The sequence below is a fragment of the Afipia sp. 1NLS2 genome (assembly GCF_000178995.1).
In the GTDB taxonomy this organism is placed as follows: domain Bacteria; phylum Pseudomonadota; class Alphaproteobacteria; order Rhizobiales; family Xanthobacteraceae; genus Afipia.
Genome location: NZ_ADVZ01000006.1, coordinates 71,245 through 93,509, shown reverse-complemented (window position 1 = coordinate 93,509; position 22,265 = coordinate 71,245). Strand labels below are relative to the sequence as shown.

Annotated in this window: 20 protein-coding genes and 1 tRNA gene; 12 read left to right on the top strand and 9 right to left on the bottom strand. The window is 61.2% G+C overall.

Going from position 1 to position 22,265, the window contains the following annotated elements:
• Window positions 1–70: 70 nt before the first annotated feature.
• The 5 genes from AFIDRAFT_RS18745 to AFIDRAFT_RS18725 form a co-directional block, all read right to left on the bottom strand.
• Window positions 71–3,013 (bottom strand): 2-oxoglutarate dehydrogenase E1 component, encoded by a 2,943-nt coding sequence (locus AFIDRAFT_RS18745; protein ID WP_009341252.1) that lies wholly within the window; start codon window positions 3,011–3,013, stop codon window positions 71–73.
• A gap of 276 nt (window positions 3,014–3,289) precedes the next feature.
• Window positions 3,290–4,258, bottom strand: coding sequence for a malate dehydrogenase (gene mdh / locus AFIDRAFT_RS18740; RefSeq protein WP_009341251.1), 969 nt, complete (start codon window positions 4,256–4,258; stop codon window positions 3,290–3,292).
• Between the two features lie 120 nt (window positions 4,259–4,378).
• Window positions 4,379–5,557: a cell division protein ZapE gene (gene zapE, locus AFIDRAFT_RS18735; protein WP_009341250.1), complete on the bottom strand. Its 1,179-nt coding sequence runs from the start codon at window positions 5,555–5,557 to the stop codon at window positions 4,379–4,381.
• 59 nt (window positions 5,558–5,616) lie between these two features.
• The gene (gene thpR / locus AFIDRAFT_RS18730) at window positions 5,617–6,195 is read right to left on the bottom strand and encodes an RNA 2',3'-cyclic phosphodiesterase (protein WP_009341249.1); all 579 of its coding nucleotides are present in this window, start codon (window positions 6,193–6,195) and stop codon (window positions 5,617–5,619) included.
• Window positions 6,196–6,348: 153 nt separating this feature from the next.
• Window positions 6,349–7,122, bottom strand: coding sequence for an arylesterase (locus AFIDRAFT_RS18725; RefSeq protein WP_009341248.1), 774 nt, complete (start codon window positions 7,120–7,122; stop codon window positions 6,349–6,351).
• On the opposite strand from AFIDRAFT_RS18725, the gene AFIDRAFT_RS18720 reads away from it, so the two are divergent.
• The 4 genes from AFIDRAFT_RS18720 to AFIDRAFT_RS18705 all read left to right on the top strand — a co-directional run bounded on the left by AFIDRAFT_RS18720 (window position 7,055) and on the right by AFIDRAFT_RS18705 (window position 11,941).
• Entirely contained in the window at window positions 7,055–7,762 is a 708-nt protein-coding gene (locus AFIDRAFT_RS18720; RefSeq protein ID WP_040298823.1) for an ABC transporter ATP-binding protein, read from the top strand. The two genes, AFIDRAFT_RS18725 and AFIDRAFT_RS18720, sit on opposite strands and share 68 nt — an antisense overlap.
• Window positions 7,755–10,292: an ABC transporter permease gene (locus tag AFIDRAFT_RS18715; protein WP_009341246.1), complete on the top strand. Its 2,538-nt coding sequence runs from the start codon at window positions 7,755–7,757 to the stop codon at window positions 10,290–10,292. Before AFIDRAFT_RS18720 ends, AFIDRAFT_RS18715 begins: the two co-directional genes overlap by 8 nt.
• A gap of 205 nt (window positions 10,293–10,497) precedes the next feature.
• Window positions 10,498–11,289 carry a Bax inhibitor-1/YccA family protein gene (locus AFIDRAFT_RS18710; protein ID WP_009341245.1) on the top strand — a complete coding sequence of 264 codons (792 nt, stop codon included), beginning with the start codon at window positions 10,498–10,500 and terminating at the stop codon, window positions 11,287–11,289.
• Window positions 11,290–11,410: 121 nt separating this feature from the next.
• Entirely contained in the window at window positions 11,411–11,941 is a 531-nt protein-coding gene (locus AFIDRAFT_RS18705) for a GNAT family N-acetyltransferase (RefSeq protein ID WP_009341244.1), read from the top strand.
• Window positions 11,942–11,958: 17 nt separating this feature from the next.
• Here AFIDRAFT_RS18705 and AFIDRAFT_RS18700 read toward each other — a convergent pair whose 3' ends face one another.
• The 3 genes from AFIDRAFT_RS18700 to acnA all read right to left on the bottom strand — a co-directional run bounded on the left by AFIDRAFT_RS18700 (window position 11,959) and on the right by acnA (window position 16,346).
• Window positions 11,959–12,324: a DUF2794 domain-containing protein gene (locus AFIDRAFT_RS18700; protein ID WP_009341243.1), complete on the bottom strand. Its 366-nt coding sequence runs from the start codon at window positions 12,322–12,324 to the stop codon at window positions 11,959–11,961.
• Between the two features lie 403 nt (window positions 12,325–12,727).
• Window positions 12,728–13,453 (bottom strand): DUF1223 domain-containing protein, encoded by a 726-nt coding sequence (locus AFIDRAFT_RS18695; RefSeq protein ID WP_433994121.1) that lies wholly within the window; start codon window positions 13,451–13,453, stop codon window positions 12,728–12,730.
• A 172-nt stretch (window positions 13,454–13,625) separates the two neighbouring features.
• Window positions 13,626–16,346 carry an aconitate hydratase AcnA gene (gene acnA, locus AFIDRAFT_RS18690; protein ID WP_009341241.1) on the bottom strand — a complete coding sequence of 907 codons (2,721 nt, stop codon included), beginning with the start codon at window positions 16,344–16,346 and terminating at the stop codon, window positions 13,626–13,628.
• A gap of 218 nt (window positions 16,347–16,564) precedes the next feature.
• On the opposite strand from acnA, the gene ccmA reads away from it, so the two are divergent.
• The 7 genes from ccmA to AFIDRAFT_RS18655 all read left to right on the top strand — a co-directional run bounded on the left by ccmA (window position 16,565) and on the right by AFIDRAFT_RS18655 (window position 20,221).
• Window positions 16,565–17,167 carry a heme ABC exporter ATP-binding protein CcmA gene (gene ccmA, locus AFIDRAFT_RS18685; RefSeq protein WP_009341240.1) on the top strand — a complete coding sequence of 201 codons (603 nt, stop codon included), beginning with the start codon at window positions 16,565–16,567 and terminating at the stop codon, window positions 17,165–17,167.
• A complete protein-coding gene (ccmB, locus tag AFIDRAFT_RS18680) occupies window positions 17,164–17,832 on the top strand; it encodes a heme exporter protein CcmB (RefSeq protein ID WP_009341239.1) in 669 nt (222 codons plus the stop codon). The genes ccmA and ccmB overlap by 4 nt, the downstream gene beginning before the upstream one ends.
• Before the next feature lie 83 nt (window positions 17,833–17,915).
• Window positions 17,916–18,647, top strand: a complete 732-nt coding sequence (locus AFIDRAFT_RS18675) for a heme ABC transporter permease (protein ID WP_009341238.1) — start codon at window positions 17,916–17,918, stop codon at window positions 18,645–18,647.
• On the top strand, window positions 18,644–18,823 hold the full coding sequence (ccmD, locus tag AFIDRAFT_RS18670; RefSeq protein WP_009341237.1) for a heme exporter protein CcmD: 180 nt from the start codon (window positions 18,644–18,646) through the stop codon (window positions 18,821–18,823). The genes AFIDRAFT_RS18675 and ccmD overlap by 4 nt, the downstream gene beginning before the upstream one ends.
• The gene (locus AFIDRAFT_RS18665) at window positions 18,820–19,410 is read left to right on the top strand and encodes a DsbE family thiol:disulfide interchange protein (protein ID WP_009341235.1); all 591 of its coding nucleotides are present in this window, start codon (window positions 18,820–18,822) and stop codon (window positions 19,408–19,410) included. Before ccmD ends, AFIDRAFT_RS18665 begins: the two co-directional genes overlap by 4 nt.
• 149 nt (window positions 19,411–19,559) lie before the next feature.
• Window positions 19,560–19,925, top strand: a complete 366-nt coding sequence (locus tag AFIDRAFT_RS18660; protein ID WP_009341233.1) for a ComEA family DNA-binding protein — start codon at window positions 19,560–19,562, stop codon at window positions 19,923–19,925.
• 206 nt (window positions 19,926–20,131) lie between these two features.
• Window positions 20,132–20,221 (top strand) — tRNA-Ser (locus tag AFIDRAFT_RS18655).
• A 32-nt stretch (window positions 20,222–20,253) separates the two neighbouring features.
• On the opposite strand, the gene AFIDRAFT_RS19910 is transcribed toward AFIDRAFT_RS18655, so the two are convergent.
• Window positions 20,254–21,087 (bottom strand): regulator of G-protein signaling domain-containing protein, encoded by an 834-nt coding sequence (locus AFIDRAFT_RS19910; RefSeq protein ID WP_009341232.1) that lies wholly within the window; start codon window positions 21,085–21,087, stop codon window positions 20,254–20,256.
• A gap of 547 nt (window positions 21,088–21,634) precedes the next feature.
• Between AFIDRAFT_RS19910 and AFIDRAFT_RS19905 the strand changes: the two genes are divergently transcribed.
• A complete protein-coding gene (locus AFIDRAFT_RS19905) occupies window positions 21,635–22,174 on the top strand; it encodes a hypothetical protein (protein ID WP_009341231.1) in 540 nt (179 codons plus the stop codon).
• Window positions 22,175–22,265 lie beyond the last annotated feature (91 nt).

The following is a 22,265-nucleotide window of genomic DNA, read 5'->3' as shown; positions in this document are numbered from 1 at the left end:
CGGCGGGTGCCGCCAACGCGATCAAAAAAACGACAAGGCGGCGCCTTGCACGCCGCCTTCAAAAATTATCTCAGCCGAGCGCCTCGTCGAGGAACGCCTTCAACTGCGCGACATGCTTCGACATCAGGCCCGTCGCGGTCGCGGCGGCGGCGGCACGGCCGGCGTAACGCGGACGCTTGCCGGTGGCGCCGATCTGATTGAGCACCCACTCCAGATACGGCTCGATGAAGTGCCACGCGCCCATGTTGCGCGGCTCTTCCTGACACCAGACGAACTCTGCGCCCTTGAAGCGCTCCAACACCTGCACCAGCGTCTTCAGCGGCACCGGGTAAAGCTGTTCGATGCGCAGCAGGTAGACGTCGTCGATGCCGCGCTTCTCACGCTCCTCGAGAAGATCGTAATAGACCTTGCCCGAACACATGATAACGCGACGGATCTTGGCGTCCTCCACCAGCTTGATCTCGCCGCCCATCTCCGCGTCGTCGCGCAGGACGCGATGAAACGAGGTCTCTGGCCCGAAGTCCTCGAGCTTCGATACGGCCCGCTTGTGCCGCAGCAGCGACTTCGGCGTCATCAGGATCAGCGGCTTGCGGAATTCGCGCTTGAGCTGACGACGCAGCACATGGAAATAGTTCGCAGGCGTCGTGAGGTTGGCGACCTGGATGTTGTCTTCCGCGCACATCTGCAGGAAGCGCTCCAGACGTGCCGATGAATGCTCAGGCCCCTGTCCTTCATAGCCGTGCGGCAGCAGGCAGACGAGGCCGGACATGCGCAACCACTTACGCTCGGCCGAGGAGATGAACTGATCGAACACCACCTGCGCGCCGTTGGCGAAATCGCCGAACTGCGCTTCCCACGCCGTCAGCGTGTTCGGCTCGGCCAGCGAGTAGCCATACTCGAACGCGAGCACCGCTTCCTCGGACAGAGCCGAGTTGATGACCTCGTAATTGCCGACCTTGCCGCCAAGATGGTTGAGCGGCGTGTAGCGGCTTTCGTCCTGCTGATCGAACAGCACCGAGTGACGCTGCGAGAACGTGCCGCGCTCCGAATCCTGTCCCGACAGGCGGACATTGTGTCCTTCCCGCATCAGCGAGGAAAACGCCAGCGCCTCGCCGGTCGCCCAGTCGATACCTTCGCCGCTCTCGATCGCCTTGGCGCGGTTTTCGAGGAAACGCTGCACCGTGCGATGCAGGTGGAAGCCATCGGGCGCAACGGTGATCTTCTTGCCGATGTCCCTGAGCTGTTCGAGCGGTACGCCGGTCATCACGCGGCCGGGCTCGACGCCCGCCTCGGACGATTTGAAGCCGGTCCACTTGCCGTCGAGCCAGTCGGCCTTGTTCGGCTTGTAGCCTCCGCCGGCCTCAAGCTCGGCATCGAGGCGCGCGCGCCAGTCGGCCTTGGCCTTGTCGACCTCGCCTTCTGTCACCACGCCATCGGCGATCAGCCGCTTGGAATAGATATCGAGCGTCGACGGATGCGCCGCGATCTTCTGATACATCACCGGCTGGGTGAACGCGGGCTCGTCGCCCTCGTTGTGGCCGTGCCGGCGGTAGCAGAACATGTCGATCACGACCGGCTTGTGGAATTTCTGCCGGAACTCGACCGCGACCTTGGCGGCGAACACCACTGCCTCGGGATCGTCGCCGTTCACATGGAAGATCGGCGCGTCGATCATCTTCGCCACATCCGACGGATATGGCGAGGAGCGTGAATAGCGCGGATAAGTTGTGAAACCGATCTGGTTGTTGACGATGAAGTGCAATGAGCCGCCGGTGCGATAGCCCTTCAGATCCGACAGCGCGAAGCATTCCGCCACCACGCCCTGGCCCGCGAACGCCGCGTCGCCGTGCATCAGCAGCGGCAGCACCGACAGGCGCTCCGGATCGTCATTCTGATCCTGCTTGGCGCGCGTCTTGCCGAGCACCACCGGATCGACGATTTCGAGATGCGACGGGTTCGCCGTCAGCGACAGATGAACCTTGTTATTGTCAAACTCGCGGTCGGATGAGGCGCCAAGGTGATACTTGACGTCGCCCGAGCCTTCGACCTCGTCAGGATTGGCGGAGCCGCCCTTGAATTCATGGAACAGCGCGCGGTGCGGCTTGCCCATCACCTGCGTGAGAATGTTGAGGCGTCCGCGGTGCGGCATGCCGAGCACGATGTCGCGCACGCCGAGATTGCCGCCTCGCTTGATGATCTGTTCGAGTGCAGGAATCAGAGCTTCGCCACCATCGAGGCCGAACCGCTTGGTGCCGGTGAACTTGAGGTCGCAGAACTTCTCGAAGCCTTCAGCCTCGACGAGCTTCATCAGGATCGCGCGACGACCTTCGCGGGTAAAGCTGATTTCCTTGTCCGGCCCTTCGATGCGTTCCTGAATCCACGCCTTCTGCTCCGGGTTGGAGATGTGCATGAATTCGACGCCGAGCGTCTGGCAATAGGTGCGTTCGCAGATCGTGACGATCTCGCGCAACGTGCCGTATTCAAGACCGAGCACATGATCGAGGAAAATCTTGCGATCGTAATCGTCGTCCGTGAAGCCGTAGGAGCGCGGATCGAGCTCCTCGTGACCGATCTGCTCCTGAATTCCGAGCGGATCGAGATTGGCGTGGAAGTGACCGCGCATACGATACGCGCGGATCAGCATCAGGGCGCGAACCGAATCGCGCGTCGCCTGCAAAATGTCCTGCGTGTTGGCCGATGGCACGCCGGCTGCGCGCTTGGCGATCTTGTCGCCCATCACCTTTTCGACCTGCGCCCAATTGCCGTCGAGCGCGGAGGTCAGATCGTCGCTGGGCGACAGCGGCCAGTTCGGCTTTTCCCACGAAGGGCCGCGCGCGTTCTTCTCGACGTCGGCGGGAGCGTCATTGAGGCTTTTGAAGAACGACTGCCATTCGGGATCGAGCGAGGAAGGGTCCGTCTCGTAGCGGGCGTACATCTCGTCGATGTAGGTGGCGTTGGCGCCGTCGAGGAAGGAAGTAAGGGCGAAATTGGCGTTCGCGTCCTGGCGGGACATATCGCGTCCTGATGGGCTGGATGCGTCAAGAAAACTGAACCTTGCGTTCAGTTCTGCAGCATCGATGTGATCAATGCATTCTGTACTCTATTTGAGGCGAAAGTTCGCGAAGAAACGACACAAGGTGTGAATTCGAAATTCGCATTATGCGGTATCTATGTTCTGGTGTTTCAAATACCAGAGGGCAAATTTTCATAACAAAACGGCCGGGCAATGCCCGGCCGTTCGACATTCTGAAAATGCGCGGCGTGTCGCCGCACATCTGCGGTCTGCGACTTATTTTCCGAGCAGATCAGGTGCGATTTTTTTGCAGGCGTCGGTGAGTGTCTGCACGGCCTCGACCGACTTGTCGAAGGCTTCGCGATCCTTACCCGTCAGCTCGATCTCGACAACGCGCTCGACACCCTTGGCACCGATCACCACCGGCACGCCGACATAAGTGTCCTTCACGCCATACTCGCCGTTGAGATAGGCCGCACATGGCACCACGCGCTTCTTGTCGCGCAGATAGCTCTCCGCCATCGCGATGGCCGACGCGGCCGGCGCATAGAAGGCAGAACCGGTCTTGAGCAGGTTGACGATCTCGGCGCCGCCGTTGCGGGTGCGCGTGACGATCTCGTCAATGCGGGCCTGCGAAGTCCAGCCCATCTTCACGAGGTCCGGCAGCGGGATGCCTGCGACGGTGGAATAGCGCGTCAGCGGCACCATGGAATCGCCGTGGCCGCCGAGCACGAAGGCGGTAACGTCCTCGACCGAGACATTGAATTCGTCGGCGAGGAAATAACGGAAGCGCGCAGAATCCAGCACGCCCGCCATGCCGACCACCTTCTTTGCCGGAAGCTTGGAAGCCTTCTGCAGCGCCCAGACCATCGCATCGAGCGGGTTGGTGATGCAGATCACGAAAGCGTCGGGCGCGTATTTCGCGATGCCTGCGCCGACCTGTTCCATCACCTTGAGATTGATGCCCAAGAGATCGTCGCGGCTCATGCCGGGCTTGCGCGGCACGCCGGCGGTGACGATGCAGACATCCGCACCCGCCAGCGCCTCATACGAATTGGTGCCCTTCATTTCGGCATCAAACCCGCTGATCGGCGAGGACTGCGCGATGTCGAGCGATTTACCCTGCGGGATGCCCTCGGCGATGTCGAACATCACAACGTCGCCGAGCTGTTTCAGGCCGACGAGATGGGCAAGGGTGCCGCCGATCTGGCCAGAACCGATCAACGCAATCTTGTTACGTGCCATGAGAATGTCCTTGTGAAGAAGGTGACGGGAAAGTCGCAAACCCGTTAAACCTTTCGGCAGGGCCGTTCAAGTCGACCTTGGGGTCAGACGTTCCGCCGTTTTCCAGCTTTTGAAACGGGATCAGGTTTCGACCAGGCCCGTGCTGGCGCCGCTGGCGGCGGAATCGCTGCGGCCGTGCGGCAGCGCGAGGTATGAATCCGATCCCATCTCGATGATGCGCGACACGGTACGAGCGAACTCGCGCGCCTCGACGCCTTCCTCGGAACGATAGATCGAGGACGGCTCGGCCGCCGCCGAGGCCATCAGTTTCACCTTGTTGTCGTAAAGCGCATCGATCAACGAAATGAAGCGCTTGGCCGGGTTGCGTTCCTCGAACTCCATCACCGGCACATGGTCGATCAGGACCGTGTGGTAGTCGCGCGCGATGCGCAGAAAATCCGGCGGGCCGAGCGGGCGCTCGCACAGATCCTCGAAGGTAAATCGCGCGACGCCATGCGCGGAATGATCGATGTGCAGCACGCGGCCTTTCAGCGCGATATCGCGCGACGGCGCGTCCACGCTGCCGGTGAGCTTGAGCCAGGCGGTGTCGAGTTTCGCCGCGGCCGTCGTATCATCCGGCACCAGCCACATTTTGATCCCGGACAATTTTTCCATCCGGTAGTCGGTGCGCGCATCGAGCCGCAGCACCTCCATGCGCTCCTCGATCTCGGCGATGAAAGGCAGGAACAGCGCGCGGTTGAGGCCGCCTTTGTAGAGATCTTCCGGCGCCACGTTCGAGGTCGCGACGATCACGGTGCCGAGCTCGAACAGCCGTGCGAACAGCCGCCCCAAGATCATCGCGTCGGCGATGTCGGTGACGTGAAACTCGTCGAAGCACAACAGCCACGCTTCCTCGAAAATCGAGTTCGCGGTGAGATGGATCGGATCGGCATCGGCGATCTCGCGTTTGGCGATCCGCTGGCGGAAATTGAAGATGCGGTCGTGCACGTCGCTCATGAATTCGTGGAAGTGCGAGCGTCGCTTGTAGATCACGGTGCTGCTCTGGAAGAACAGATCCATCAGCATGGTCTTGCCGCGGCCCACCTCGCCATGGATATACAGCCCGCGCGGCGGCGGCGTGCCCTCGGCGAACAACCGTCCGAACAGACCCGGCTTGCGCGGCTTGTAGTGATCGAGATGCGCTTCCAGCGTTTCAAGTTTTGAAACGGCCTCGGTCTGCGCGGCATCCGGTTCGATGGCGCGCGAAGCGATGAGCTGCTCGTAACGGACGCGCAGCGGCGGCGGCGAGGAAACATCCATGCCTGCTACCGGCCCCAGCACGGCGAAAAATGCAACCGCTACAGAGGTCGAACGGCGCGTTATGAAACGGAATATCGTCTCTGGAGGCCGCGATCCGTTTCATGAGACGAAAACGCGTAGGAATCCTCGATCACATAAGGTCCGCCGCCGACGGAGGCGCGCGAGGAAAACAGCACAAAGCGGGAGGCGATGAATGTCTTCGCCGGGAAGTAGCCCCGCACCGAGAGATAATCGGCCACATCGCGGCTCGATGCATCGCGCAGCCGCGCCAGCGTGACATGTGGAATAAATTTCCGGCCCTCAGGATCAAGCCCGAAGCGCCGCATCAGCCGTTCGAGCTCCGCCTGCAGTTCCATCAGTGGGCGGCTCGGCTGGATACAGGCAACCACCGCGCGCGGCTTCTTCCCGCCGAAGCTGGAGAGCCCCTGCACCGTGACCTCGAAAGGCTTGCGATCGACACGCTCCAGCGTGTTCGCGATCTCGCGCGCGACGTAATCGTCGATGTCGCCGATGAAGCGCAGAGTGACGTGATAATTTTCGGGATCGATCCAGCGACCGCCGGGCAGGCCACCACGCAGCATCGACAGCGATTGGGAAATGTCGGGCGGGATCTCAAGTCCAGTGAATAAGCGAGGCATCGCACTCCCTCGACGCTGTGCCCCGTGCCGGTCTTTCGCCGCTGCTGGTGAAAGCCGCCGGGCGCGAATCACTCACCCGAATCAACTGTCGCATTTGTAACGCAGCTCCATGACGATGCGAAGCGAACCGGTGGACAGTCTATGGCACTCTCCTCACAACGCTGCTCGCGCGGGAGGCACTTTCTTCACGAATGTCTCCACCGCCGGCAGAATGCGTTGCACGATCGCATCGACTCCTGCCGCCGTGGGATGCAGGCCATCAGCCTGCTTCAACGCCGCATTGTCCGCCACGCCGTCAAGAAAGAACGGATAGAGCGCCACGCCGTATTTTGTCGCGAGGTCTGGATAGATGCTGTTGAAGGCCTTCCCATAGGGCTCACCGAGATTCGGCGCGGCATACATCCCGCACAACAACACGTCGATCCCGCGCGCCTTCAGCCGCTGAATGATCTGGTCGAGCGCGGCACGCGTAACCTTGGGCTCGATGCCGCGCAGCATGTCGTTGGCGCCGAGTTCGACAATCACCGCCTGCGTACCCTGCGGGATCGACCAGTCGATCCGGTCGCGGCCGCCCGACGCGGTGTCGCCCGACACGCCTGCATTGACGATCTCGGCCGCGATGCCCTTCTCCTTCAGCGCCTGTTGCAGACGCACGGGAAACGCCGCCGAAGCCGGCAGGCCGTAACCCGCGGTGAGGGAATCCCCGAGTACGGCGAGCTTCAAGGGCGCAGCATTCGAAGCTTCCGCCATCGCGGCGCCACTCGGGCCCGTAAGGGCAAGTCCCGTAAGTCCCATCAAGAGCAAAAACATCCGCGTGAGCCTCTCGACCCCGGCGATGGAACCCCCATATGGCAAACGCATGGATACTCGCACCACACCCTCACAAACGGTCCTCGCGGACCAACCCGTCATTTCACTCTCCGGCATCGACCTCTCCCTCGGGCGAGGTGCTGCGAAAGTGCACATCCTCAAGGGGATCGATCTCAGCGTCGGGGCCGGCGAGACCGTCGGGCTGATCGGCCCCTCCGGTTCTGGCAAATCGACGCTGCTCATGATCATGGCCGGCTTGGAGCGGCCTGATACGGGAGAGGTGGTGGTTCAGGGCACCTCTTTCAACGGCCTCGATGAAGACGGTCTTGCACGGTTTCGCGGCCGCGAGATCGGCATCGTGTTTCAGTCGTTCCACCTGATCCCGACCATGACCGCGCTGGAGAACGTCGCGGTGCCGCTCGAACTCGCGGGCAAGATGGATGCGACCGAGCGCGCCACGCGCGAATTGCAGGCCGTCGGCCTCGGCGAAAGATTGCATCACTATCCGGCGCAATTGTCCGGTGGCGAGCAGCAGCGCGTTGCATTGGCCCGCGCGCTCGCGCCCGATCCCGCGATCCTGCTCGCGGACGAGCCGACCGGAAATCTGGATGAAGCCACCGGCCAGCAGATCGTCGACCTGTTGTTCGCGATGCACCAGGCCCACGACACCACGCTGGTGCTGGTGACACATGACGCCTCACTGGCGCAGCGCTGTGGGCGCACCGTGAAGCTGCGCTCGGGCCGCATCGATGGGTAACGGTTTTTCTCTCGCGTTGCGCTTTGCGTTGCGCGAATGGCGCGGCGGCCTGCGCGGCTTCCATGTCTTCATCGCCTGCATTGCGCTCGGCGTGTTCGCCCTCGCAGGTATCGGTTCGATCTCCGCAAGCCTGAGTGACGGCTTGAGCCGTCAGGCGCGCGTACTGCTCGGCGGCGACGTTACCTTCGCTTTGTTCCAGCGCGAGGCGACCACTCAGGAACTGTCCTTCCTCCACAAACAGGGCGAAGTGTCGCGCGTCGCGACGCTGCGCGGCATGGCCCGCACGGCCCATGACGACTTCACGCTGATCGACATCAAGGCGGTGGACGGCCGTCACCCGCTGCTCGGCGAACTGACACTCGAACCGCAAATGCCGTTGCCGGATATTTTCGCGCAGCGTGACGGCCACTATGGCGCGGCGGTCGACCCGGTGTTGCTGGCGCGGTTGAACCTCAAGGTCGGCGACACGGTCAGCGTCGGCCAAACCACGTTCCAGATCCGCAGCAGCCTGACCACCGAGCCCGACAAGCTGCTTGGCGGCATCACGATCGGGCCGCGCGTTCTCATCAGCATCGACGCCCTGAACACCACAGGGCTATTGCAGCCCGGCGCGCTGGTGCGCTGGACCTATCGCGTCAAACTCGCCAACCCGCACGAGACGGCGGTGACGCAATTGACCGAACGCGCGCGGCAGCAATTCCCGCAGGCCGGATGGGAAATCCGCAACTCGCTCAACGCATCGCCGCAACTTGAGCGCAACGTCTCGCGCTTCACCCAGTTTCTGACACTGGTCGGGCTTGCCGCATTGCTGATCGGCGGCATCGGCGTCGTCAACGCGGTGCGAAGCCATCTGGAGCGCAAGCGCGACGTGATCGCGACCTACAAGGCGCTCGGCGCAAGCGCGAGAATGGTGTTCGCGATCTATCTGATCCAGGTGCTGCTGCTGGCGCTGCTCGGCTCATTGATCGGCGCCGCGCTGGGTGCCGCGCTGCCTTATGCGGTGCTGGTGCTGTTCGGCCATTTGCTGCCGCTACCGCTCGAAGCCAGCATTTATCCCGCCACGCTCGCGCTGGCGCTCGGCTACGGCATTCTCGCCGCGCTCGCTTTCGCGCTGTGGCCGCTTGGGCGCGTGCGTGACATCCCCGCTGCCGTGCTGTTCCGCGCCGAAGTCTCCGACGAGATGCCGCGCATGAGCCCGCGCCAGCTCGTCACACCTGCGGCTGCCATCGCGCTGCTTGCGGCGGCCGCCGTCCTGCTTGCCTATGACAGGAAAATCGCGGCGATCTTCGTCGGCGTAAGCCTTGTCGTATTCCTGCTGCTGCGCGTCGTCGCGTGGCTCACGATGGCGATCGCGCGGCGTGTGCCGCGCCCAAATAACACCATGCTGCGGCTTGCGCTCACCAACATCTACCGTCCCGGCGCGCTCACGCCATCCGTGGTGCTGTCGCTTGGCCTTGGACTCGCAGCACTCGTCACGGTGACCCAGATCGACGCCAATCTGCGCCGCCAGTTCAGCGCGGCGCTGCCCGAGCGTGCGCCGTCGTTCTACTTCCTCGACATTCCCTCGGCGCAATCGGCCAACTTCAGCCAGTTCGTCGGCACGCTCGCGCCCGACTCCAAGGTGGAAGTGGTTCCGATGCTGCGCGGACGCATCACGGCGGTGAAGGGCATCCCGGCCGAACAGCTCAAGCCGTCATCGGATGCCGAATGGGTTTTGCAGAGCGACCGCGGCATTAGCTACGCCGACAAAGTGCCAGAGGGCTCGAAGATCGTCGCGGGCAATTGGTGGGCCCCGGATTACGACGGCAAGCCGCTGGTGTCGCTGGAACAGAAGATCGCCGACGGGCTGGGTATCGGCATCGGCGACGAGATCACCGTCAATGTGCTCGGGCGCAACATCACCGCGACCGTCGGCAATCTGCGGAGCGTCGACTGGCAGAACCTCGGGATCAATTTCGTCCTGGTGTTCTCGCCCAACACCTTCGCCGGCGCGCCCCATACCGACCTCGCCACCCTGACCGCGAACCTCTCCACCCCGGCTGATGACGCAAATGTTATCCGGGAAGTTGCCCACGCCTTCCCCTCCGTCACCAGCGTCCGGGTGCGCGACGCGCTCAAGAGCATCGGCGACATCGTGACCAACCTCACCCTCGCGATCCGGGGCGCAAGCCTGGTGACCCTCATCGCCGCCCTGCTGGTCCTGGGCGGGGCGCTGGCGGCAGGCCACCGTCACCGGGTCTATGACGCCGTGATCCTGAAAACGCTGGGCGCGGTCCGGCGCCAGCTGATTGGGGCTTATGCCGCAGAATATGCCCTAATTGGGCTCGCCACCGCGGTGTTCGGGGTCGCGGCGGGGTCGGTTGCGGCCTGGCAGATCGTGACCCGGCTGATGCATCTCAGCTTCACTTGGGAGGCTACCACCGCCGCCCTGGTGGCCGCTGCTGCCCTGGCGTTAACCATCGGCCTGGGCCTTATCGGGACGTTCATGGCCCTGCGGTTGAAACCCGCCGCCGTTCTGCGCAATCTCTAGCATCTGCAATGCATTAAAAAGCTGCAATGACAGATATTTTGCGACATTCAGCCGCGCGGAACGACTTGCGTGCTATGTGTTATTCTCCCACATACGGAGCAGGTCCGGATTCGCGATAAAGCGTCGAACGATGCTTCAACGGCCGGAGACAGATTTTCCCGCCGTCACCCTTTCGGGGGCGACGGTCAACCAAGAGGTTTCGACAATGTCGGACTCGGATCGTAACTACGCCTCGCCGTTCGGCCATGTTGCCGGGCGGGTTGACGCGGCTGCCGTAGACGCCGGCCTGCGCGCGTACATGCTCAAGATTTACAACTACATGACGATCGGCCTCGCCATCACCGGCTTCGCCGCGCTCGGCGTGTATATGGGTGCCGTAACCACCGACAGCGCCGCTGCCGTTGGCCGGGTCGGCAACACGATGCTGACCTCGTTCGGCGTCGCGATGTTCGTGAGCCCGCTCAAGTGGGTCTTCATCTTCGCGCCGCTGGTGATGGTGTTCGCCATCTCCTTCGGCATCAACCGCCTGCGGCCTCAGACCGCGCAGATGCTGTTCTGGGCCTTCTCGGCGCTGATGGGCGTCTCGCTGTCGTCGATCTTCCTCGTCTACACGCACACCTCGATCGTGCGCGTGTTCTTTATCACGGCGGCCTCATTCGGTGCGTTGAGCCTCTACGGCTACACCACCAAGCGCGACATGACCGGCATGGGCTCGTTCCTGATCATGGGCCTGTTCGGCGTCATCATCGCGAGCATCGTCAACATCTTCGTGGCGAGCTCGATGCTGCAGTTCGTGGTCTCGATCGTCGGCGTGCTGGTGTTCGCGGGCCTCACCGCCTGGGATACCCAGCGGCTGAAGAACGACTACATCTATGGCTATGGCGCGATGGGCGGCGATATCGCCGAGCGCGCGGCCATCACCGGTGCGCTGTCGCTCTACCTGAACTTCATCAACCTGTTCACGCTGCTGTTGCAGCTTCTTGGACAGCGCGAGTAAGCAAGGCGACAGCCTTCCAGCGATCAAGCCCCGGCCTCGTGCCGGGGCTTTTGTTTTGGCGCTTTTTGAAGCTTTAGTTTTGCCACTTCAATTTTGACTTGCGCGAATTTATGGTCGCGCCATGCGCGATTTCACCATCCGGGCGGCGACCGCCGCCGACATCCCCGCCATTACAGCGATCTACGGCTTCGAGGTGCGGGAGAAGACCGCGAGCTTCGAGATGACGCCGCCAGACGAGGCCGAGATGATGCGCCGTTTTACGGCCATCACCGGCGGCGGCTTTCCCTATCTCGTTGCCGAGGCGGGCGGGCGCATCGCGGGCTACGCCTATGCCGGGCCGTACCGGCCGCGCCCCGCCTATCGCTACACGTTAGAGAATTCGGTCTATCTCGATCCGGCCTATTACCGTCGCGGCATTGGCAGCGCGCTGCTTAAGGAGCTGATCGCGCAATGCACCGCGCGCGGCTACCGCCAGATGATCGCGGTGATCGGAGATTCAGCCAACGCGGCCTCGATCGGCCTGCACCGAAGCGCGGGCTTCGCCATGATCGGCATTCACCCGAATGTCGGATTCAAGTTCGGGCGCTGGCTCGATTCGGTGCAGATGCAGCTTGCGCTCGGCGAAGGCGGCAGCACGACGCCGCAAGAATAGCGAAAGACCAGAAACCGTCAGACCAGCGCGAGCTTGCGGTCGATCACCAAGAGCACGCGCTCAAGTTCGTGACCGCGCCGCAGGATCTGGCCACTCGCCGAGATCACGCTATAGGCGCCCTGCTTGCGCGCGAGGCGAGGGTCCTTTTCGATCCGGTAGATTGGAACTTCCGAGGAACGGCGGAAGATCGAGAACACCGCCCGATCCTTCAGGAAATCGATGGCATAGTCCCGCCACTCACCGTCCGCGACCATGCGTCCATAAAGATTGAGGATGCGGTTGAGCTCAATGCGGTTGAAAGTAACCGTTGCGGGCGGCGCGTTCCAGCCGCGCTCAAGTGGCCGATTATCTTCGCCGTCCAAATCGCCAGAGCCGAGCCCCATTCCCATCTCCGTGTCATCGGCGTTACATGATCGGCCGCGCCGGGCTGCTTCGCAAGCCCCAATTCGCCTCACTTGTCATCTCACCTGGCTCTCACGGCAACGTTAGAAAAAATCATAATGCCGCCCGATTTCCGCCCCCCGGCCGCCGCCAGGGCTTGAGAGGCTCTGCGCATTGGTTGACCCGGTCCTTTCGGCACCGGATTCCTCAGCCCCCAGCCCCCCGGGGTCGTCAGGATCGGGTCTATTTTTCTTGGTTTCTTCCTCACCTGTGATTGGTCTCCGATCCGGGAAACGACTAAAGGGCCGCTCTCCCCGGCCCTTTTATTTTGCCTGAACGAATCGCATAGCCTCTCGCCCGCCTGGCTTCACGCCCGCGCGGCGATGGTCTCACAGTTATGGGAGATCAATTGGTGAGCGAGGTATAGGCCGCGCCGAGCATCGGGCCCGGCCTGTCGCGCGTGCCATCCTGCACATAGGCTGCCGCGGCATCGACGCCTTCACGCGAGATGTTTTCCAGCGGCACCGACCAGGTGTTGGCCGTGCCGTCCCAGTCGCCGACCTTGAGCACGTTGCGGACGACGTTGTGATAGACGATCTGGTGGCCGCTGTTTTCGCCACGGCCGATCGTGATCGGAACCGCTTTCGACACCGCGCAAATCCACACTTCGGCATGATGACCGGCGGATGCCGCCACCGAGACGTTCAGGTAGTGACCTGCCTTGGAGAGCTTCACCGGCACGCTCATGATGCCATGCTCGCCGTGGCTCCTTTCGAGCGCCGCCTCGATGCCCTTGCGGTCGCTGCCGAGCACATGCCTCACGCCATTGACCACCACTTGCGGCGTATAGACGTCGCGGTCGCCGCGCACCGCGGAATAGGCTTTCTGCCGCGCGGAGAAACGCGAGTCCGCCAGCGTGTCCTTCCAGCCGAGATAGTCCCAGTAATCGATCGGCAGGCTGAGTGCGATCAGCGAAGGGTCCTTCGCGAATTCGCCGAGGAGCTTGTCAGCGGGCGGACAGGACGAGCACCCCTGCGAGGTGAACAATTCCACCACGCCCCGAGGATCGCCGGCGTCCGCAGGGGTTGCCATCATCAGCATGCCGAGAACCACCGCGGACCCGGCGCACAATGATGCGCGCCGGAAGGCCAATGTGGCGATGGGCTCGAAAGGCGTCACCTGCAATCCTCAACCGAAGCGGCAATACCGCTGCAAATCCGCCTCGTCTTAGGCTTTCTTGCAGCCGAATCGCCACTCACGTCGCGGTGAGCCACTTCACAGTTCGTTGTGTGCCGTAAAGGCATCACGCCGCAGCGAGATTACGCAGAACGTACTGAAGGATGCCCCCGTTGCGATAATACTCGAGTTCGTCGAGCGTATCGATGCGGCAAAGCAGCGGAACCTCCTGCTTGGAGCCGTTGTTCGAGACGATCTCCGCAATGAGCTTCTGGCGCGGCTTAAGATCGCCCGCAAGGCCGCGGATCGATACTTCCTCGTCGCCCCTGAGGCCGATCGAGGCCCATGATGCGCCATCCTCGAAGGTCAGCGGCAGCACGCCCATGCCGACGAGGTTGGAGCGATGGATGCGCTCGAAGCTCTGGGTAATGACCGCGCGCACGCCGAGGAGGCGCGTGCCCTTCGCAGCCCAGTCGCGCGAGGAGCCGTTGCCGTATTCCGCGCCCGCGAACACCACCAGCGGCACGTTCTCCTGCTGGTACTTCATCGCGGCATCGTAAATCGACATCTGCTCGCCGTCTGGCCAATGCTTGGTCAGGCCGCCTTCCGGAATGTTGCCGTCGGCGCCCTTCAGCATCATGTTCTTGATGCGGATGTTGGCGAAGGTGCCGCGCATCATCACTTCATGGTTGCCGCGGCGCGTGCCGTACTGGTTGAAGTCTGCCGGGCGCACCTGATGCTCGGACAGATACTTGCCGGCAGGCGAGGTCAGCTTGATCGAGCCCGCGGGCGAGATGTGGTCGGTGGTGATCTTGTCGCCGAACATCGCCAAGATGCGTGCGTTGACGATATCGGTGGTCGGCTCCGGCTGCATCTTCATGCCTTCGAAGTAAGGCGGATTCTGCACGTAGGTGGAGCTCATGTTCCAGCGATAGGTGTCGCTCGCCGTGGTCTTGATCTTGCGCCAGTTGGTGTCGCCCTTGAACACGTCGGCGTATTTCTTCTTGAAGATCGTCGAGGTAACGAACTTCTTGATGAAGGCGTTGACCTCTTTCGTGGTCGGCCAGATGTCCTTGAGGTAGACCGGCTTGCCGTCCTTGCCGGTGCCGATCGGATCGACGGCGAGATTCTTGGTCACCGTGCCAGCCAGCGCATGGGCGACAACGAGCGGCGGCGAAGCGAGATAGTTCGCCTGCACGTCCGGCGAGACGCGGCCCTCGAAGTTGCGGTTACCCGACAGCACCGCCGAAGCAATGATGCCGTTGTCGTTGATCGACTTGGAAATATCCTCCGGCAATGGGCCGGAATTGCCGATACAGGTGGTGCAGCCGAAGCCGACGAGATTGAAGCCGACCGCGTCGAGATCCTTCTGCAGACCGGAATTGGCGAGATATTCGGCCACGACCTGGCTGCCCGGCGCGAGCGAGGTCTTCACCCATGGCTTCGCTTTCAGGCCCTTGGCCGCCGCCTTGCGTGCCAGCAGACCCGCCGCCATCAGCACGCTCGGATTCGAGGTGTTGGTGCAGGAGGTGATCGCCGCGATCACTACGTCGCCATGACCGAGATCGAACTTGCGGCCCTCGACCGGGAAACGCGCATCGGCATCCGGCTTCTTGTATTCGTTCGCCATCGCGACGGCGAAACCTTCCGCCACCGCAGGCAACGCAACGCGCCCTTCCGGACGCTTCGGGCCGGCGAGCGAGGGCACCACGTCCTTGAGATCGAGCACGAGCTTCTCGGTAAACACCGGATCTGCTGACGTGGCGGTGCGGAACAGGCCCTGCGCCTTGGCGTATTTCTCAACGAGCGCCACGTGATCGGCCTTGCGGCCCGAGGTCTTGAGATAATCGAGCGCAGCCTTGTCGACCGGGAAAAAGCCGCAGGTCGCGCCATACTCCGGCGCCATGTTGCCGATGGTTGCCTTGTCCGCGACCGAAAGATGATCGAGGCCGGGGCCGTAGAACTCGACAAACTTGCCGACCACGCCCTGCTTGCGCAGCATCTGCGTCACGGTCAGCACGAGATCGGTTGAGGTCACGCCTTCCTTCAGCTTGCCCTTGAGCTTGAAGCCCACGACGTCCGGCAGCAGCATCGACAGCGGCTGGCCGAGCATCGCGGCTTCCGCCTCGATGCCGCCGACACCCCAGCCGAGTACGGCGAGACCGTTGACCATGGTGGTGTGGGAGTCGGTACCAACCAGCGTATCGGGATAGGCGACCTCGAAGGTGCCGGTCTTCTTGCCGATGGTCAGCTTTTCCTTCCGGGTCCAGACCGTCTGCGCCAGATATTCAAGATTGACCTGATGGCAGATGCCGGTGCCGGGCGGCACCACCGAGAAATTCGAGAACGCCTGCTGGCCCCATTTCAGGAATTCGTAGCGTTCCTGGTTCTGCTTGTATTCTTCCTGGACGTTCTTGGCGAAAGCCTTGTTGTCGCCGAAGAAGTTGACGATCACCGAATGGTCGATGACTAGATCGACCGGCACCAGTGGGTTGATCTTCTGCGCATCGCCGCCGAGCGCCTTCATCGCGTTGCGCATCGCCGCGAGATCGACCACGGCGGGCACGCCAGTAAAGTCCTGCATCAGCACGCGCGCGGGGCGGAATGCGATTTCATGCTGGAGGGTTTTCTTTCGCGCCCACTTCGAGAAGGCGACGATGTCGTCTTTCTTGACGCTGCGGCCATCTTCGTTGCGCAACATATTTTCCAAGAGCACCTTCATCGAATAAGGTAATCTGGAAATGCCTTTCAGGCCGTTCTTCTCCGCCGCCGGGAGGCTATAATAAACGTAGGTCTTGCTTCCGACCTTGAGGGTTTTGCGGCTTTTGAAACTGTCGAGGGAGGGCATTAGGCGGGGTCCCGATCTAAAAGGATGACATCACGCAAACACGCTCCGCCGCCTCGGAAGAGGCATCCGCTTTCCACGGTATGGCATTGCGGGCTGCACCAGACGCGGGTTTATAGAATCTTTCCAGATTGCGCGCCACACGACATTGGTCTTTGCCTTATGCAGTTCTGTAATGGCGGCGCGCCAAATCTCCCATATTGTGGAATGGATTGTTTTTGATGGGGCTTTCCGGCCGAGACATATCGTGTACCAGAGGCAGTCGCTCGGTTTTTACCGGCGTCAGTTTTGATATTGCAGCCGGCGAGGCACTCGCCATTACCGGCGCGAACGGTGCGGGCAAATCGTCGCTGCTGCGTATCCTCGCGGGGCTGCTGCCGCTCGCCGGCGGATGCATTCATTATCAGGAAAGCGCTCCCGAAGTAACTCTCGCCGAGCAGGCGCACTATCTCGGCCACCGCGATCCCTTCAAGCCCGCGTTGAGCGCGCGTGAAAATCTCACATTCTGGCAGCACTATCTCGGCAGCCCCGCTATGGATATCGAGCAAGCCTTGATGTCGGTTGGGCTTGGAGCCATCGGCCATTTGCCGGCAGGCTTCCTGTCGGCAGGACAGAAGCGGCGGCTGTCGATTGCGCGTCTCATCGCCGTGAAGCGGCCGATCTGGCTGCTCGACGAGCCCGCGACGGCGCTCGATGCTGCAGGCCAATCGGCTTTTATCACCATCATGCAGTCACATCTCGACAGCGGCGGCCTGATTGCAGCCGCAACCCACGTCCCGCTCGGGATCGCCACACGCGAATTACGGCTGGGAGCACGCGCATGAGCGCCTTCCTCGCTCTGATCCAGCGCGATCTGCGGATTTCATGGCGGCTCGGCGGTGGCGGCCTGCTAGGCGTGCTGTTCTTCCTCAGCGTCGTCGTGCTGATGCCGTTCGCACTCGGCCCCGACGTGCCGCTCTTGAAGCGGATCGGCCCCGCCGTGCTGTGGCTTGGCGCCATGCTCGCGAGCCTGCTCACGCTCGACCGTCTTTTCACCGCCGACCAGGACGACGGCTCGCTCGACCTTTTGCTGATGAGCGAGATGCCGCTCGAGATGAGCTGCCTCGCCAAGGGCCTCGCGCACTGGCTCGCCACCGGCCTGCCGCTGATCGCCGCAACTCCGCTGCTCGGCGTGCTGCTCAATCTCGAACCCGAAACATCCCTGTTCGTGGCGCTGACGCTACTCGCCGGCACCCCCGCCCTCACATTCACCGGCATGATCGGCGCGGCACTCGCCGTGACCATGCGTCGCGGCGGCCTGTTGCTGGCGGTGCTGGTCCTGCCGCTATCGATCCCGGTGTTGATCTTCGGCGTCGCCGCCTCCAACGCCGCCATCGCGGAACAAGGCCGGTTCGGCGCACCTTTCTCTATCCTCTGTGCGCTGACGCTCGCGGGCTTCATTATCGGCCCGCTCGCGGCCGCGGCCAGCCTGCGGCAAGGGCTGGACTAAGTGCTGGATTAAATATGATCCAGATCAAAATGTTATTCATGGACCTCATTGCGCCGCTACCGCCGCATCGCTAAAACGCCGCCATGTTCCTCGCCCGGCTCGCCAATCCCTCGCGTTTTATGGCCTTCACCGCCCGCGTCCTGCCATGGCTCGCGATTGCGACCGCGCTGTTGCTGGCGCTTGGGTTGTACCAGTCATGGACCGCGCCCGATGACTACCAGCAGGGCGCGACCGTGAAGATCATGTTCATCCACGTTCCCAATGCGTGGTTGTCGATGTTCGTCTGGATGGTGATGAGCGTCTCGGCGCTCGGCACGCTGGTGTGGAAGCATCCGCTGGCCGATGTCGCCGCCAAGGCCGCAGCGCCGATCGGCGCATCCTTCACCTTTCTCGCGCTCGCCACCGGCTCGCTCTGGGGCCGGCCGATGTGGGGCACCTACTGGCAGTGGGACGCGCGGCTCACCTCCGTGCTGATCCTGTTTCTGATGTATCTCAGCCTGATCGCGCTGTGGCGCGCGGTGGAAGATCCCACCCGCGCGGCACGCGCCGCCGCCGTGCTGACGCTGGTCGGCGCGATCAACATCCCGATCATCAAGTTTTCCGTGGAGTGGTGGAATACGCTGCATCAGGGCGAATCTGTATTCCGCATGGGCGGACCAACGCTCGACCGCGCCTTCCTCATTCCACTATTCACGATGGCGATTGCCTTCACGCTGCTGTTCATCACGCTGCATCTCGCCGCCATGCGCAACGAGATCCTGCGGCGACGGGTACGAACCCTGCAGATGATGCAGGCCGACGGACGCGCCTCATGAGCGCACTCGGACCCTATGCGGTTTTTATCGGGACCTCCTACGCGCTGGTCGTGCTGGTCGTCGGCGGCCTGATTGCGGCCATTGCCGCGGATTATCGACGCCAGCAAACCGAACTGCGCCGCCTTGAAGCCAGCGGCGTGACGCGGCGATCCGGCAAGGCCTCCGAACAGACATGACATCCGAACTGAACCAGCCTCGTTCACGACGCTCCTGGCTGCTCGCTCTGCCGCTTCTGGTGTTCTGCGGGCTGGCGGTGATGTTCTGGTTCGGTCTCCGCGAAGGCGACCCCTCGCGAATTCCGTCAGCTTTAATCGGCCATCCTGCACCTCTGACGCCTTTGCCGCCGGTGGCGGAATTGGCTCGCGACGGAGTGTCCATTCCCGGACTCGATCCGGCCGCGTTCAAGCAGCGGGTGACGGTGGTGAACGTGTGGGCCTCGTGGTGCGTGCCGTGCCACGACGAAGCGCCGCTGTTGATGAGGCTCGCGCAGGACAAGCGCATCCAGCTCGTCGGCATCAACTACAAGGACGCACCCGACAACGCCCGCCGCTTTCTCGGCCGCTACGGAAATCCGTTCATGGCGGTCGGCAGCGACGGCAACGGGCGCGCGGCGATCGATTGGGGCGTCTACGGCGTGCCGGAAACTTTCGTGATTGACCGCAAGGGCACGATTGCTTTCAAGCTGATCGGCCCGATCACCCCGAACAATCTCGAAACAGTGCTCAAGCCCGAGATCGAGAAGGCACTCAACTCCGGCTCGTAGAGTCTCCGCGCGAGCGCCGCGGATATCCGCACTCTCCCCCGAAAATTATTTTCGCGATTTATCTGCCGTTCATTTCAAGGCCACAGCGCGGCCATGAATCGTCCGCTCACTCGAAGGCGTTACCAACCCCGTCCCGGAGGACGCTTTCGATGCGATACTTCAAGCCTGTTTCCCTGACCGCCGCCCTGCTCGCGCTCGGCCTCTTCGCCACGCCTTCTTTCGCCCAGTCCATGCAGCCTGCACCCGGCACGACGATGGCGCCGAAAACCGCACCCGTCTCCACGCCGAAGTCGGACAAGATGGCGCCGAAGGCCGCCGCCCAGAAAGAGCTCATCGACATCAACTCGGCGAGCGCCGACGAACTCAAGTCGCTGAAGGGCATCGGCGACGCCTATTCGGCCGCGATCATCAAGAACCGTCCCTACAAGGGCAAGGACGACCTCGTGCACAAGAAGGTCATTCCGGAAAAGACCTATGCCGCGATCAAGGGGCAGATCATCGCCAAGCAGAAATAACGGACCGGCCCTTCGCAGGAACAAATCTGGCCGGTTGTCAGAAAATCCGTAAAAGCCGCCCATGGACCTCCATGGGCGGCTTTTATCACGAATCGGACCTCAAATCTCACGGAAAACCTCAAAAACGAGGCAGCCTAACAGCTTGAGTCTCAGACGAACCTCGCCTAAAAGTCGGCCCGACCGACGGCCCCGCGCCGGACAATGCCGGAGAGGTGGCAGAGTGGTCGAATGCACCGCACTCGAAATGCGGCATAGGTGCAAGCCTATCGGGGGTTCGAATCCCTCCCTCTCCGCCAGATTATCACATAAGTATTTGAATTTACATAACTTATCTGATCATCTTGGTATAGTGCCCTAACTTCTGCCCTAACAAAAATCTTTGCTTGCCACGTACGTTGACAGCTTTCGGCGCACAATGGCCGGAGGGGTTTCGTCGGGCTACCGAGGATGCTTTCGACGATGATCTGGCACCCCGTTCTGGCGGGAACACTTGATACATATCACCCCACGCATGGCGATCATCGACTGCTTGGGCACCCTTCGAACAGTAATCGATTAAATTGAAAAGACCCTCATTCGGATCGAAATGATTGATTCGGATGTCGCCAAACTTTTTCAGGTCATCATCGAAACCGTTGAGCATGTGTCGGAGTGGCTGAATACATCGCTGGCCTTCACCTGGTCGTACAGCAACAACAGCATGTATATGAAGACGACCTGATCCAAGCAATGTTGCTCTGGATATTCGCTCGCCTCTATCACGTCGTCCTCGTGATCCTGGAAAATCGATGAACGCATAACTCAGTGGCTGGAAACGTCTCTTTCGAACGAAATTAGGTCCAAACGATTGCGTCAACAGGTATCGATTGAAGCGATCGTATGCGTCCAGATACAGATGAAGTGGTGGATTGGCCTGCCGTTGTCCTATTTGCTGTAATGATCGATTCCAGCCAGCATTCGTTGTTAGTTTAACCTGGAATGGCCTGTTGTGACTTTGATTGACCAAGCCTCGTAAATCAAAATCATTGGATTTCATCGTGACCATGAAGACATTATCGATCAACGCTTGTTCGATATCGTGCTTCGTTGATGGATGGTTTCGATAGATATCAGTGATGTGATCAACGATGCCGTCGATTTGCTGTTTATGAAGATACTGCATTGTGAGGTTGTTCCTCTTATTGTTGTTCTTGGATGAAGTTTCATCGGGGTAATCATCAGGATCAGTTGTGTTGGTTGGTTATCCTCGTTGGTGCAATCGTTCATCGTCTAGTAGCTGGCTTCATTCACGATCCTGATGTTCATTTGAATTCGAGCATACTGACACCAGACCCAAACCAAACACATTCACATACATTCACATTCAGCTCATAGAAGGACTAGCAGCGCGATCTTGCGATCAACGATGTCTTTCCGCATCCCATCAAGACAACTGGCGAACATCAGTATCGCTGCAGCGGCCGACCAAACGCTAATGGGAGAGGCTATGGCGAGAACAGTGCACTTGGTCTGCGCTGCTCCAATGATATTTATAAAGGCCGATGAGAAACTCGCCCGATAAGACAAATTTTTTGCGAAGGCAAAACGTAAGGCCTTTCGGCTGATCGACAAAGATAAGATTTGGCGATCAGAATTCTCGGGAACGTCGCCGTTGACATCACCCTGAAAATCTACGGATACGAGATGGCCTCACTGACGAGAGGTCACCGATGCCTTTGCGCCCGACGCGACGTGGATTTATCGCCGGATCATTACTTCTTCCGTTGACCCAGACAGCCGTCAGGGCTGACAGCGAACTCCCATCTCAACCGCCGAATGAAGAAGTCGCAGTCCTGTTGCGTCGTCGCGATGAACTGCTGGAGCAGCAACGGCAACTAGACGAGCGATGGAAAATCGCATACGCGCAACTGCCTGATTGGTGCAAGCTTGGCCCTAAATATCGCGACATTGAAGGCAATGAATTCGGGCCAAGGGTAGGTTGGCCACCTTTTTCGAAGCCGATCCCGGTCGAAGGTTTAGGGCTTTTAGTCCGGCCATCGCCGGATGATCTGCGACGCCTGTTTGAAGATGAAGTTCAACGCATCGGGCGGACAAAGGCGATCGATAACTATCGCGCGTCAATCACAGACCTCCGAAGCCAATTGTCCAAACGCCGACGTATTGAGCGAATAATGGGACTGCCACGAACGGCCGATTGGCTGCCGATAGACAAAGAGATCGAGAGGATCGAAGGACTACTAGTCTCATGAAGAAATGGATCGGTGGAAAACTGGCCTCGAAGTAACTGGCTTTAGGCTGTCCTCGGCAGTCACACCATGTAAGCTAGCTGCCGCTCTATTT